The 14,702-nt window shown below is 49.7% G+C and carries 5 protein-coding genes and 1 pseudogene; all 6 read right to left on the bottom strand.

All coding sequences use genetic code 11. The annotated features are described in order from the left end of the window. Positions 1-3,741 (bottom strand): hypothetical protein (locus ACO6V1_RS18725; RefSeq protein ID WP_422468010.1); only part of this gene is annotated, 3,741 nt, incomplete at its 3' end. A gap of 88 nt (positions 3,742-3,829) precedes the next feature. Beyond that, positions 3,830-4,996 carry a hypothetical protein gene (locus ACO6V1_RS18720; protein WP_422449853.1) on the bottom strand — a complete coding sequence of 389 codons (1,167 nt, stop codon included), beginning with the start codon at positions 4,994-4,996 and terminating at the stop codon, positions 3,830-3,832. A gap of 31 nt (positions 4,997-5,027) precedes the next feature. After that, positions 5,028-5,342 carry a hypothetical protein gene (locus ACO6V1_RS18715; RefSeq protein ID WP_422462896.1) on the bottom strand — a complete coding sequence of 105 codons (315 nt, stop codon included), beginning with the start codon at positions 5,340-5,342 and terminating at the stop codon, positions 5,028-5,030. Positions 5,343-6,112: 770 nt separating this feature from the next. Then, positions 6,113-10,720 carry a DUF4116 domain-containing protein gene (locus ACO6V1_RS18710; protein ID WP_422468008.1) on the bottom strand — a complete coding sequence of 1,536 codons (4,608 nt, stop codon included), beginning with the start codon at positions 10,718-10,720 and terminating at the stop codon, positions 6,113-6,115. Between the two features lie 227 nt (positions 10,721-10,947). After that, positions 10,948-11,049 (bottom strand): annotated as a pseudogene (locus tag ACO6V1_RS18705) (hypothetical protein); the annotation flags it as partial. Positions 11,050-11,413: 364 nt separating this feature from the next. Further along, positions 11,414-14,702 (bottom strand): DUF4116 domain-containing protein (locus tag ACO6V1_RS18700; RefSeq protein WP_422468006.1); only part of this gene is annotated, 3,289 nt, incomplete at its 5' end.

Genomic DNA, 14,702 nt, shown 5'->3' with positions numbered 1-14,702 from the left:
AATATTGAGTTCACTGACCACCAGCACCTCACCCAGACGCCAGGCACGGTTAAAAGCCTGCACGAACTGGTTAAACCGGTCTGGTGTCCCATTGAGGTGCTGATAGCCTTTACCGGTTTGCTGTTGCCAGGTGGTCAGGGTCAGCAGTAACAGGGCATCCTTACCCCACCCGGCAGCCCCTTCCACCACCATGGCAACCCTTCCCGGCTCCCTGAGTTGCAGAAATTGCCAGCAGGTTTTTATGTAGTCTCTGGTGGCCGGAGTATTGATGACCAAAGGCTTCGGTCGCTTTTGATTCACCACTGTCAATTGGCTGAAAAACTGCTGGAAAGCCTGCTGGTGTCGGTCAAGCACCTGATCGTCAGCCTGGCCACCGCTGCACCAGTAAGCTCTGAGCGCTTGCCATTCCGATCGCCGGTCCTGGTCGATCCGCCCGCCCAGACTTTGCCGACACGCTTCGGCAGCCAGTGCGAATATTTGTTCATTGCTGGTGGGGCAGGGTGTACCAACAGTGATCATTCTGAACCGGGCCATGATGTCGTTCAGATCCCTTGGTGTCAGCTCGTAGTCTTTGGATAACAGTTTTTTATACTCAGCGAGCAGAGACAGAATGGTGGCCGACGCGGTGGATCTCACTTCCATGGGCCAGCCATCCGGCATAAGTGGTGCAATGATGGCTTCTTTCAGGATGGACTGGGGCAGTGGCCGGTAATAGAGGTTCAGAATCCGGCTTTTCAATTCAGGATCCAGATGCCGCCCCGGATAATTCTCTGGATTACCGGTGAGCAAAACCCGGTGTTTTTCTGTCAGCCCGATCGTCTGGCCATTGACGCAGAGCCTGGGAGGCGATTCCAGCAGACCACTCAGCGGCGACAATAGCCCTTGCGGCACCAGGTTGGCTTCATTAATAACCAGCAGGCCCGGTTCGGAACTTTTGGCCCAATCCGTTAGCTGGCCGGGTAGCGAATGAGAAGCCAGGTGCCCCAACCAGTTTTTCTTCAGGGTCATGGAGCCGTACAGATACTCCCATGTGGTGTTTGGTCCCAGAGTCAGTGTTGTCACTGCCTGTTGGCCAAGCTTTGCGCCAATGGCCGCAACGAGCCAATGCTTTGATGCGTGTTGCAGTTTCTGCATTGCCTGCCCGGTGGCAACGGCCAGACAGGATTTACCGGTACCCGCCGGACCGGTCAGCTCAATAATTTTATGCTTATCGAGCATGGCAATCAGCTGCTCCAGCCGCCTGGCCTGTTGCTGTTTATGACCATGGCTGGCCTGTAGCCACTCCGTGGCCAGTGTTGACAACGAGGTTGTCAGCAGCTGTTCAGGAAAGTAGCGCTGCAGCTGCTGGTGCAGATGCTGCTGTAGCTGCGGGGTTGGCTCAGACGGATGGCACTGGGTAATGGCTGACAGTTGATGGTTCAGGACCATGGCTTGCTGATGCACCGGGAGCCCCCGGTGGTGGCTGTCTCTGGCAAAGGCCAGCAGGGCATCGTAAAGCAGGCGCAGACGATGGCCATGACAGGGTTGGATGTTGCCATCCAGCACCGACAAATGATGTGCCGTGATGCCCTCTTCAGTGAATATTGCTTTGATAACGGCAGCCATCCTCACGATACAGCCGTGGGCAGGGCGTTCTTGCCAAGTTGCAGGCAGGCAGTCGGCCAGTGCAGGGGCCATATAACGGGCTAACGGCCAGAAATTAGCTAACAGGTCCCGTGGGCCCTGCTGGGCAGGCATGGTTTCCAGGATGGCAGCAATGCCATCCCGATCAACCCCTGCCATGTGATCCGGAAACTGGGCGCTGATCTGTGCTTTGACAAAACTGTAAATAACAAAATCACCGCGCACGGGATGGGCCAGTAACTTATTCAGGGCCTTGCGCCAGTGGAAGAGGTCCAGAGTCTCGGCACGATCCAGACGCTGTTCAATGTGGAGCTGAGCCTCAAGCAGTGCCAGGAACTCAGAAGGTGCCTGAACCGGAATGACCGGGTAGCTTTTGTTCGGGCTCAGGGGCAAGAGCCGAATGCTCTTCAGAAGACGGCTTAATCGCTCCTTAGCCCCAGGATGGCCGGCGATAATGGATTGGGCGGGTTCGGCACGGCTGGTTGACTGACTATCCCCGACATCCTGTTGCTGCCAACGCTGGTACCAGAAACTCTGGTCCAGTAAACGGTGACCGGGCCAGACAATATGGAGCTGACAATTGGGCAGAGCAATTTTCTGGCCGTAAATCCAGAGATAGGGCTCAGGTGCCAGCAATGACTCCAGGTGCCCTGCCAGAACCGGGGCATGTTCCAGCCCGTTCAGCAACACCGGTTCACCCGCAAGAAGCCGGAGCAATAAGGGGGAATGACTCAGCCGGAAACTCAACTGACCGGAAAGTTTCAGTTTGCTGGTAAACCACAGCTCCTCCCATTGCTGCCCTTTGGCCAGGTGATAGCGGTGGGCGTTGCTGGCAATATGGGCAACATTGTCAGTATACAGCCGGACAACACGGTCACTGGAGGGCTTTGGCAAAGCGCCGGTCACCAACCTGGGGGGAACAGGCAGTGATTCCGCCCGTTGTTTCAGGACCCGCCATTGCTGATCGGTCAACTCACCGGTAATAAACAGCTGGTCAAATTCACTGGCCATCTTCTGAAAGGTATCGGTCTGTTGCAGCGTGTTTTCCTGTGCGGACAGATCACTGAAGATCGCGTCGAAATTATGGGTATTGATAATCCCACAGCTTTTTTCGGGTAACACCAGTGTACTGGTTACTGCTTGTTTGAATGCCCGGATATGGGCTGTCGGGGTGTGATATTGCTGCAAAACCAGTGATGCTGGCAGCTTCACCCGTTCACCATTGGCGATGAAGTAGCCTTGCTCAAGAATGTCAGACAAATACTGCCAGAATCGGCTCCCGGCATCCGGAGGGTCCACCAGACAGAGGGTGACAGGTTCTGGCTGGCTGTCGATCATCCCTTTGCGGAAATACTGTTCTCCCGCACGATTGATGGTCAGGTTGCCAAACAGGCGGGCAAAGATATCCTGACCAGCACAGTGAATCTGCAAACTCCCGGGCTCTGGCGGCTCGGTGCGATGGCTTACGGACCGAACAACTGCCTCATGGGTGGGACCAGAGGAGTTGAAGGGTGCTGAAGAAGGTCCATTCAAGGCGAATATCCGACGCCAGAAATCCGGACCAGGAGCGTCAGGCTGGCGTATTAAACGTGCTTTAGCCAGAACAACCCGGCTGACTGTTGTGCTGATGGGCCTGCCATCCAGCCGGGGTGGGTTCTCCAACAGCTCATTCAATGAGGCCAGCTGTCTGGGTCTGAGGTTGTCACAATCAAAAATCAGAGTGATGGGCAACGACTGATAAATAAGCCCGGGATGTTCGGTTTTTCTTCCGGGTACGGGGTAATAATGCAGCCTTCTTAATGGGTGATGATCCAGGTCGTCCGGATGCCGGATAACAAAAAGAAACCCGTTGCCGGTCTTTTGCCGATAGAAACGGATCAATTCATCCTTCATGTCCCCGGAGTCGAATAAATGAAACGCGTCGCCAACCGGTGGTGCCGATTGCTTCAGGTAGCGGACACAATCAGTGATGGGCGTGACATTACGTATTTCACTGAACTGTGGAAGGTTGTCTGTAGAATTTGCCAGCCTTTTTTGAGCAGTTACTACAGAATGATCACTGGCTGGCGAATGGTAATTTTGCCCATAACCCGCAGCACCGGGATGAATAGTAAACATATAAATAGTTAGTTTTTATGTTAGTAAGTCCGAACAATCCACTACATTTGATGCTGTAAACCGGGAAAAGTTCCTCCCTCACCCGGTATTACTCTGAGGGTGTGATCTTCCAGATGCTGGCACTTCTGTCGTCATCACAGGTAAACAGCACTCGTCCAGAGGGGCTGAAACTGCCTGTAGAGAGTTTGGTGCCAGTGTTTCCAACTGCTTTTTTACACCAATGGCCATTGCTGTCGTAGCCGTGGATTTTAAAGACTCCGTCCTCGTCCTGGGCCAATATCTGGAGCATTGCGTGGCTGTGGACAGTATCATCGCTGTCTACATCATTGACAGCATGGTCAATAACGCCTCTCTCGGTCCATAAGCCGTTATCATCACACCCCCAAAGGATGATCGTTGTCGAATTACGATATTCCGAGCAAAGCCGAAGCATCTGCTCCGAAGCGCTGAATATGGCTTCATTGATCCAGAAATGTTTGTTGGCAGATGCAGGGCGGTAGATCCTGGCTTTGACCATCGAATTACCCTCACTGTCAAAACTCCAGATCATGGCTGATAGTCCATCGCTACCATCATGTGTGGTCAGAACATAGCGCCCTGATGGGCTGATGATACTGGCATGATAAATTTTCTCTTTTGACTGGATTTTTTTAAATTGGCAACGGGCTTCATTGCTAACATGCACGACATAAACATTATTCTGACCGTCCTTCATACGCTCATTGATCATAATACAGTTGGATGCCGGGTCATCGCTCAAGCAGACTTTCAGATCAGCATCACCATAATAACCTTTTTCTAGGATTATCCATTGGTCTCGACTGTTGTTATAACTCAGGATTTGGACAAGGCCATTGTTATGATTGACGGTCAGCAAGATGTTTTCTGATGCACTAAATGCCGTATACAAAGATAACGGCTGGCCATGAATTACGTTCTTTTCAACATAGGTGCCTGTGTCGTTCAAACTCCAGAGTATGATTTTCTGGTCATTAGTGTGGATCATTAGATGCCGTGCTGACTTACTGAATTTGACCTTAAATCCGCAGGGGTAGTTAAGGGACCCCACCTGTTGCCAACGGTCACCCAGACGGCCAATGATTTTCAGAGTGTTTTCGTCTGAATACACAGTCTCGGTGAAAATAGCCGCATGATCTCCAGCCTCACTGAAGGCAGCAAGCACTTTCTGTTTGTGGTTGCAGTTTGGATATAAATATTGGCATCTGACTTTGCCGTTGTCGTCAATGCCAAACATTGTGCCACCACTTTTGGAAGTGACCAGAATGTCATTGCCAGAAGGGCTGAATTGAATTCAGCTTTGTTTGAGCTTCATCAGGGCTGGCATACAGGCGTTTAAGAGGAGTATTTTCCTTGATGCCACGGGAGGTAATCGCCGCCGGGTTGCGCTGTTTTTGCAACTCCAAAATCTCACCACAGCTCAGATGAGTAGAAATATCACCGAGTTTGTTCAAAGGTATCCCGGAAAAATGCCACAAATTAGCGGAAGTTGCGGAGTCGACCGGATCTGCACTTTGATTCATTCCAATGTCTTGAGGTATTGAACTTGCTGTTATTTCCTGGTAACCAAAACAAAAATTCATTTTTATAATATCCTTAAATTTTCGTGGGAAAAGTGATTTTTATTTGAAATGATTGCAACTACTCAGATTGTGGCCTGATCCGTTATTGGGAATTCTCTAAAAGACTGCTTCACGAAGAAACAACAGGCATGCGTCACTACAATTTGCTGGACTTTAGTATTGATAAAAAGTTCAGAGTAAATAAATAAATTTATTTAATGGAATCTTTTCAGAAATTAACGGTCTAAAATTTTTTACAAATAATAATATCAATTTTCGCTCTGGCAGGATTCTAGAGGTTTATATGAACATTGTTGGGAATTCCGAAAAAGGACATTTTTTTACGGCCGTCCGGAATGCGGCAAAGAACGTTATCAATTCTGATCCGTGTCAGGGGTGCTACAAGTGTTCACGGTCTGTGAAAGCGTGCCTGGCGGAGGTAAGCTGCCCAAAACCGTCGGAAAATGCCCCATTAGTCATGAAACAGCCGCTACTTGGGCGAGAGAATGTGACTGAGCAACCAGGGCCGCACCATAAGAAAGTGGTTACTGTTGAGACTGAGGGAGGCTATCTCGGCGCATCATCGAATGAAGTGGATTCGGGGCCACATTCTATTTTGGCGTTTTCTGTTCCTTATGAGTCCTTTAATCCATATCCTGAATCATCGTCTGAGTCACAGCATGACTCATCGCTTGAGCCACCGCCGCCTTTGCCGCCATTTTCGTCCCTGCTACGCTATTTCAAGTTGCCTTGTAGCTGAAAACCGGGTTATACCAATTCTAAATATGGCATCAATCAATTTTTTGTTGAATACACGCCACAACAAAAGGTCCGATATTATCAATTGCTGCCTCAATGATCTCAGGCTTGCTTTGTAATGAGGGGCCAACGTACAGAAGGGCTCTACCATTGTTCTGCAAGGCGATGTTGACCAGCTCTGGATCATTGCGGCAATGGTCGCTGGCAAACTGTAGCGCCATCGGATTTTGTTCCAGGGCAAGTTTGACCACTTCCGGACAATCCTTAAGTGCGTCACTAGCAAACTCCAACGCCATGCCGACATTTTGCACCGCCAGTTTGACCAGCTCTTTATTGGCTCGCAGTTCCGGGCTGGCATACTCAAGTGCCATACCATTTTGTTGAACGGCCAGACGGACAGTATCCTCATGGCCACGCAGCGTTTCACTGGCATAGCTGAGCACTGTACCATTACCTTGCACGGCCAGTTGCGCTAACGCTTCATCATTTCTCAGTTTCTCATCGAGGAATGGAAAGTTCCCGGGTTTTTTCGACACAGCAATCGACATTAATTCATGATTTTTACACTGGTCCCCATCAAGATATTGGCAAATAGGGCGTAAAGAGGGGTGATGATCACTGACAGCCAACCAAACGTAATCCGGATCATTACGGAATTGCTTATTGGCAGCTAGTAGCGCTATACCTGAATTTTTCAGCGCTGCGGTAACAATTGTCGGGTCAGCCCTTAACCGTTCACTGGCGTATTCCAGAGCATCGCCATTATTTTTGACCGCTGCCAATACGATGTCTTCATCATCCTTAAGTCCTTCACTGGCAAATTCCAGAACTCTTCCCATGTTCCCGACAGCTTCTTTGACCAGTGCTTTATCCGCTTGAAATTCAAGCCCGACATATTGCAATGCTAAAGGGTTAGAGCCAAGCGCCGTGCACACTACCTCTCGATCATTATTCAAATCCGGAAAATCTTTCAGTTGGTTGCCAGCATCCGTTTGCGCCAAAAACTTCAAGACCAGTTGCCGATAAAGTTGCTGGTCATTAAGCAGGTTTTTCCTGAAAATCCTGGCAAATAATCCATAGGAATCGTCGTTATGATTGCGCTCCCTGGCCAGCAGAAGCAGCTCTTTATAGAATTCAGGATCTTGTTCCAGATACTCAGTTGTTGCATGACAGCAAAGAGCATGTGACGTGTTGCCAACCGCTGTGGTTAACAAGCGCCGGAAATGCTCAGGATTTGATGATAGCTCGGCCCCTATAAAGGCAAATATTTTTCCCGGATCTTCTGTGGTATTTGCCAGGGCATATTCGATGAGTTCAATATCGTTGTTAAAAGACTCTGGCGCATCGGCAATAGCCTGGGGGTGGCTTTTGATGGCTGCAAAAACCATCGCCCGCTGATTGCGTAGTTCAGGCGCCAGGTGTTTGAGGATGTGGCCATTTTGCGACACCAGACGCATAGCCATTGTCTCGTCAGCTAACCAGTTAACGTATTTGTTAACCAGAGGCTTGGCTTTGGCGGGATCAGAAAGTAACCAATGCCAAAGCAATGTCTGATTGTATGTTGCCAGCTGCCCGTTTAACACGACGTCAATTTCATTGATGCCAGCTTTGGAAAATATCAGTGCCGCTTCCACCAGATGACTGAGCGCCATATCGTGGGTGCAGCGGTTTATCAATAATGTGTTCTCCAGGTAAGCGAAGCACCAGTAAATGTGCTCCAGGGCAAATTGATTGGTTGCAGAGAAAGCGGGATTATTCAGCCTTTCCCTGATGGCAGCCATATTCCATTTTGTTTGACTTTCGTCCAGATTCAATGTGCCCAAAAGAAAATCAATATCGTCCAGCTTGGACAATACACTCAGGATGTCCACAAACATCCGCTGCAAATCTTTTTTGTCAGGAAGATGGGTGAACTCAAAAAGGACTTGGCCTGCCTGTTCATTGAAATAAATGTCCGGGGCATTGAAACCGCTATTTTTCTGATATTGAGACAGTGTTTGGGTCAAAAACCACAGCCGCTGAAACTTTCCATGTCGTTGTTCTTTTGATGAATGGGCCAGTGCCTCAGAGTAACACAGCCGAAAGGTCCGTTGTTTGCCACCGTCGGCTTGTTCCAGCAGGTCGATGGTACACGCATGATGTCCGAGCTGGATCGACAACCGGGTACAATCTGGCATATTGAGAACGGTCACATTTTCGGCCACGAATTGCCTGAGAGCGTCACGGCATGTGTTATCGAATAATGGCTGTTCCTGAGACGTTGCAAAGTCAACAATATCGATATAGTCATGCAAAGGCCCCCTCATTGTGCTCACTTCACCCTGCCCTGAAGCGGTAGCCACGGGCCAGAGCCTGGTCAGAAAACATTTGTGCAACCATAGAATCAGTTCATGGACGCTCTCGATTTTGTGCGCCTGATTGACAGCTTCAAGCCGTTGCAGGTGGTCTTTTAATAACTGGCAATGGACCAGCCATTGTTGAAAATCCGAACCCCTGGCCGGTAACTCCGCGCCAGTCAGGAACGGTCTGGTGACGTGGGCAAGGGCTTGTTCAACATTTTTGTGTACCAGTGCCAGTTGCCTGCGAAGTTGTCTTAACTCCGCCTGGTATTGCTGCTTAAGGTTAGGATCAGCGCCTGCGCCCAGCATTAAAAACTGAGCGTAGCCAAGGAGAAAAGCCTCGGCCTCTTGCATAAAGTGGCGGATCTCCTGGTCACATCCCTGCAAAATCTCCCGTCGCTCGGGGTGCATGCTCAGTTGGACTGCGCCGGTTTTGGACAGGCATAAATGAATCAGCCGCTCAGTTCCGAGAAAATTCAGGAGTCTGGTGTTTTGCTCACCCAGCCATGAGAACTGGCGTGCTACCGATGGTTCGTCTTCCGGCACCGCAGGGTGGTATGCCTGCTGGTAAGCCTGGGCGGTTTGATAATCGGGGCTGGCAGATTCGCCACTGAGACTCAATAACTCCTGTTCCCGATCACCCGACAATAAAAACCCGCCGGACTCTTTTTGAAACTTCCCACACACCAGCGTTACCCATTCCGGTGCACCATTATCAGGCCACCATTGAGGCTGATTGATCCCCACACAGGGTATGCCTTCCTGCCTCAGGCTGATGGATATATGGTCGTTATTGGCCCATTTGTTGAAGACAACACCCCTTACTTTCGCCAGAACCTCAGGAGCCAGCAGCCAGTCACCGCCATGGTCACAAAAAAGGATGACGTGGTCCGGCAGACTGCTGCCGTTGACCGGACCGCTGATGGCCAGCGCCAACCCTGAGCCACAACCGTCGCTGACCGGGATGCCCTGATCCAGAAACCGGGCGGGCGATGCCATGGAAAAATCGCAGCCGCCGGGCAGGCAGGTAATCGGACGTACCTGAAAAAACAAGACCTGGCCATCCGGGTCAATGGCAAATTCAAAATCCACAGGGCACAGCAACAGGTTTTCCAGCTTTCTGCACCCCTGAACCAGACGGTCCAGTTGCTCTTTGCCAATGAAGTCGGAAGCTGCAGTGTCAGGTTCAAATGTGCTCAACTCTTCAACATAGCCACCCTGGTCATTGCGCCTCAGAATGAATCCACGCTCAGGATTTCCGGGGGTAAAGGTGGCCTCCCATTGCTCGCCGTTGCGCTTAATCTCATAACTATGGGGTGTGATACCGTATTGACCAGACACCACCGTCTTGGATTGCCCCGGCCCACACTCGATCAATAACGTGCCGTCATCAATGCCGCGATAACTCATGCCGACCCCGCCAACGGAAGATTGAATGCACTGTTGCAGGATAATTGCCATCCCTTGCGGGGCTGTTGGGGAAAAAAACACGGGACGGTAAGCAGAAGCGAGCACTTTCAGACACGTTGCCACGATATCCGCCTGGTCATGCACCAGGGATTGGTACTTGCCAGCCTGGGCGTTACCAAACGAATCCTCAGCCACGCCGGAGCTGCGCACGATAATCGGGCTGTCAGACTTCGCCAGGTCGGTGCATAAATCCTGATGAATAGTGCGTATTTGGTCAGCAATGGGTAGAGCGCTTATTTGCTGATAAAACTCCGGGCCAGCAATAAACGAAGAAAGCGCATCGAGCCAGCGCTGTTGTCTTGTTGTTGGCTTGCCCGCTGGGTTGCCTGGTGGAGCCATTTGGGTAATCCACTGTCTTATATTCACCAGACTGGCCGTTGTATGGGGAAACTCATGGCCATCCTCCAGCGTGGCCAGCAATGGGCTGGCATCGAATGGAAGCGCCTCAAGGTTCTGCACGATGCTTGTCTCAATGCAGCGAAATGGCGGGACATCTAATCCTGCGTTCTTCATCTGGGTCAGAAACATCCCTTTCCCACCTAACAATTTCCGGTTTGGCATAGTCGGGGAATCAACGGTCAGCTGCGATTCAGTACAGCGCCTGATTTTTAATCGCGTGGCAAATGTTGCATTGATTTCGTGGTCAGCACGGCCAGGAGGAGTAAACGTCGTAACCGTCGCGGTAACTTCACACTGTCTTTTTAAAGTGCCTGATACCGGAATTACACCACCAGCGATGTCAGCTTTCTTGCCATCCTTGCCGTCAGGCAAACATGTGGAACTATAGTCCGTGACAGAGTGGCTAATAAAATCCGACCGTACATTAACCATGGCAACATCCGCTGTGTAGTTATTAAATATGTTTATAGAGGCATGACATTTGAAAAGCAGACACGGTCGAACAATTAAAAGTACAAACGTATCAATTCAATTAAGCGACTCGGCGGCTTCGATATTGCTTTTTATTCGATGTAAAGAGAAAACTTCGAAGAAATAAGCTTAACCAGTTACTTTTGTATAAATCAGTAACAAGTCGGTCAGTTTTAATAACGCTCTTACTATTGTTGTCCTGATATGTTGTCCTGAGCGTTGACGCCCACGTTATGCTGCAGCAACTTATCCAGGATTTCCTGCCGGCCAGATTCAGCCGCAAGTTGAAGAACCGTCTTCCCCTTTTGATTGGTTGATCAAGGCTAAAATAAGGTGCGTGCTGGTGGTTTAACTCTATGGACAAAAAAAAATTATAAAAGTTGCACAGAGCAAAATATTTTTCACGCCAGTTAGATAACTGACTTTTACCAGGTATTTGCTTAAGTAGTTGGCCAAATGGAATCGTATTTTCTGGTTAAGTGGGCAGTTACTATGCAAGGCACAACGCAGGGAGCATAGCCGTAGCTATGTGACCGGAGTTGTAACGCCGCAGAGTGACTGATCACTTAGTCAGAAAATACGATTTCATTTGGTTAACTACTTATGGGCAACAGTCTATGAGGGGGGCAGTGGCTGCCAGAGACATACGGGCCATTAGGTAAATTGTTGATAATACCTTACCGCAACAGGCCCGATATTATCAATTGCTGCCTGAATGATTTCAGGTTTGCTTTGTAATGAACGGCCAACGTATTGCAGGGCACGGCCATTGTTCTGCAAGGCGATATGGGCCAGCTCTGGATCATTGCGGCAATGGTCACTGGAAAAATACAGCGCCCGTGGATTTTCTTGCACGGCAAGTTTGACCACTTCCGGACAATCCTTAAGCGTGTCACTGGCAAACTCCAGCGCCATGCCGGAATTCTGCACCGCCAGTTTGACCAGCTCTTTATTGGCTCGCAGTTCCGGGGTGGCATACTCAAGAGCTATACCGTTTTGTTGAACGGCCAGACGGACCGTACCCTCATGACCACGCACCGTTTCACTGGCATACCTGAGCATTTCACCATTACCTTGCACGGCGAGTTGCGCTAACGCTTGATCATTTCTCAGTTGCTTATCGAGGTATTGAAAGTTCACGGGCATTTTGGACACGGCAATGGCACATAATTCATTATTTTTACACTGATCCCCATTAAGATATTGGTAAATAGGGCGTGTAGGGTTATGGTCACTGACAGCCAACCAAAGGTAATCCGGATCATCACGGAATTGCCTGGCGGCATATGCCAGCGCAGAACCTGAATTTTTCAGCGCTGCGGTAACAATTGTCGGATCAGCTCTTAACCGTTCACTGGCGTATTCCAGAGCAACCCCATTATTTTTGACGGCTGCCAATACGATGTCTTCATCATCCTTAAGTCCTTCACTGGCAAATTCCAGAACTCTCCCCATATTCCCGACAGCTTCTTTGACCAGTGCTTTATCCGCTTGAAATTCAAGCCCGACATATGCCAATGCAAAAGGGTCACAGCCAACCGCTGTGTACACTACCTCTCGATCATTATTCAAATCCGGAAAATATTCCAGTTGCCTGCCGACATCCCTTAGCGCCAAAAACTTCAAAATCAGTTGCCGATAAAGCTGATGGTCGTTAAGCAGGTTTTTCCGGAAAATTTCAAGAGATAATCGATAGGAATCATCGTTATTATTGCGCTCCATCGCTAACAGAAGAAGCTTTTTATAGAATCCAGGATCTTGTTCCAGATACTCAGATGCCGCATTACAGGAAAGAGCCTGTGATGTGTTTTCAACCGCTGTGGTTAATAAGCGCTGAAAAATCACAGGATCTGATGATAGCTCTGTCCCTATAAAGGCAATTATTTTTTCCGGATCTTTTTTTGTTGTATTTGCCAAGGCGTAATCGATAATTTCAATGTCGTTTTTAAAGCATTCCGGTGCACCGGTAATAGCCTCAGGGTGGCTTTTGATGGCGGCAAAAACTATTGTCCGCTGATTGCGTAATTCAGGAGCAAGGTATTTCAGAATGTGGCCATTTTGCGACACCAGACGTGTGGCCATTGTCTCGTCAGCTAACCAGTTCACGTATTTGTTCACCAGGGGACTGGCTTTGGCAGGATCAAACAGTAGCCAATGCCAGAGTACTTTCTGACTGTAGGTATCGAGTTGATCGTTCAACGCTTCTTCAATACGGTTGACGGGAACCTGAGAGAATATCAGCGCCGTTTCAACCAGATGACGAACCGCCATATTTTGGGTGCAGCGGTTTATCAATGATGTTTTCTCCAGGTAAGCAAAGCACCAGTAGACATGCTCCAGGGCAAATTGATTGGCTTCATAGAAAGCGGGATTATTCAGCCTTTCCCTGATGGCAGCCATACTCCATTTTGTTTGACTTTCGTCCAGGTTAATTGTTCCCAAAAGAAAATCAGCATTGCTCAATTTTTGCAATAAACTCAGGATGTCGACAAACATCCGCTGTAAATCTTTTTTGTCAGGCAGATGGGTGAATTCATAAAGGATCTGGCCTGCCTGTTCATTGAAATGAATGTCCGGGGCACTGCAACCGCTATTTTGCCGATATTGAGACAGGGTTTGCGTCAAAAACCACAGCCGCTGAAACTTTCCGTGTCGGTGTTCTCTTGATGAATGAGCCAGTGCCTCTGCATAACACATCCGAAAAGTCCGTTGTTTGCCACCGTCGGCTTGTTCCAACAGGTCGATGGTACACGCATGATGCCCGAGCTGGATTGACAACCGGGTACAATCTGGCGTATTGAGAACGGTCACACCTTCGGCATCGAATCCCCTGAGTGCGTCACGGCATGTGTCATCGAATAATGGCTCTTCCTGAGACGTTGAGAAGTCAACAATATCGATATTTTCATAGGGAGGCCTCCTTATTGTGCTCACTTCACCCTGCCCTGAAGCGGTGGCCACGGGCCAGAGCCTGGTGAGAAAACATTTGTGCAACCATAGAATCAGTTCATGAACGCTCTCGATGTCGTGCACCTGATGGACGGACCCAAGCCGATGCAGGTGGTCTTTTAATAACTGGCAATGGGCCAGCCATTGTTGAAAATCCGAACCTGAGGCCGGTAACTCCTTGCCAGACAGGAATGGCCTTATGACCTGGGCAAGGGTTTGTTTAACCTTTGTTTGCACCAGCGCCAGTTGCTCGCGAAGCGGGATTAACTCCTCCTGGTATTGCTGCTTAAGATCAGGATCAGCCGCTGCAAGCATTAAAAACCGTTCGTAGCCAGAGAGAAAAGCTGCGATCTCTTGCATAAAATTGTCGATCTCCTGAACACATCCCTGCACAATCTCTTGTCGCCCGGGGTGCATGCTCAGCTGGACAGCGCCGGTTTTGGACAGGCATAAATGAATCAGTCGCTCAGTCCCGAGAAAATCCAGGAGCCTGGTGTTTTGCTCCACAAGCGAGGAGAACAGACGTGCTACCGACGGTTCTTTTTCCGGCTCCGCAGGCTGGTATGCCTGCTGGGCAGCCTGCGCGGCTTGATAATCAGGGGTGGCCGATTTGTCACTGAAATTCAACAACGCCTGTTCCCGATCACCCGACAATATAAACCCGCCGGACTCTTTCTGGAACTTCCCACACACCAGCGTTACCCATTTCGGTGCATCATTATCAGGCCACCATTGAGGCCGCTTAATCCCCACACAAGGTATGCCCTCCTGCCTCAGGCCGATGGATATATGGTCGTTATTGGCCCATTTGTTGAAGACAATCCCCTTTGTTTTTTTCAGAACCTCCGGGGCCAGTAGCCAGTCACCCCCATGGTCACAAAAAAGAATGACATTGTCAGGCAGACTGCTCCCGTTGACCGGACCGCTGATGGCCAGCGCCAACCCTGAGCCACAACCGTCGCTGATGACGGTGCCCTGATCCAGAGACCGGGGG

Origin of the sequence: Endozoicomonas sp. ALC013 (genome assembly GCF_049310205.1) — a bacterium.
GTDB lineage: Bacteria > Pseudomonadota > Gammaproteobacteria > Pseudomonadales > Endozoicomonadaceae > Endozoicomonas.
The sequence above is the reverse complement of the archived record's forward strand: the minus strand, read 5'-3'. Positions and strand labels throughout refer to the sequence as shown.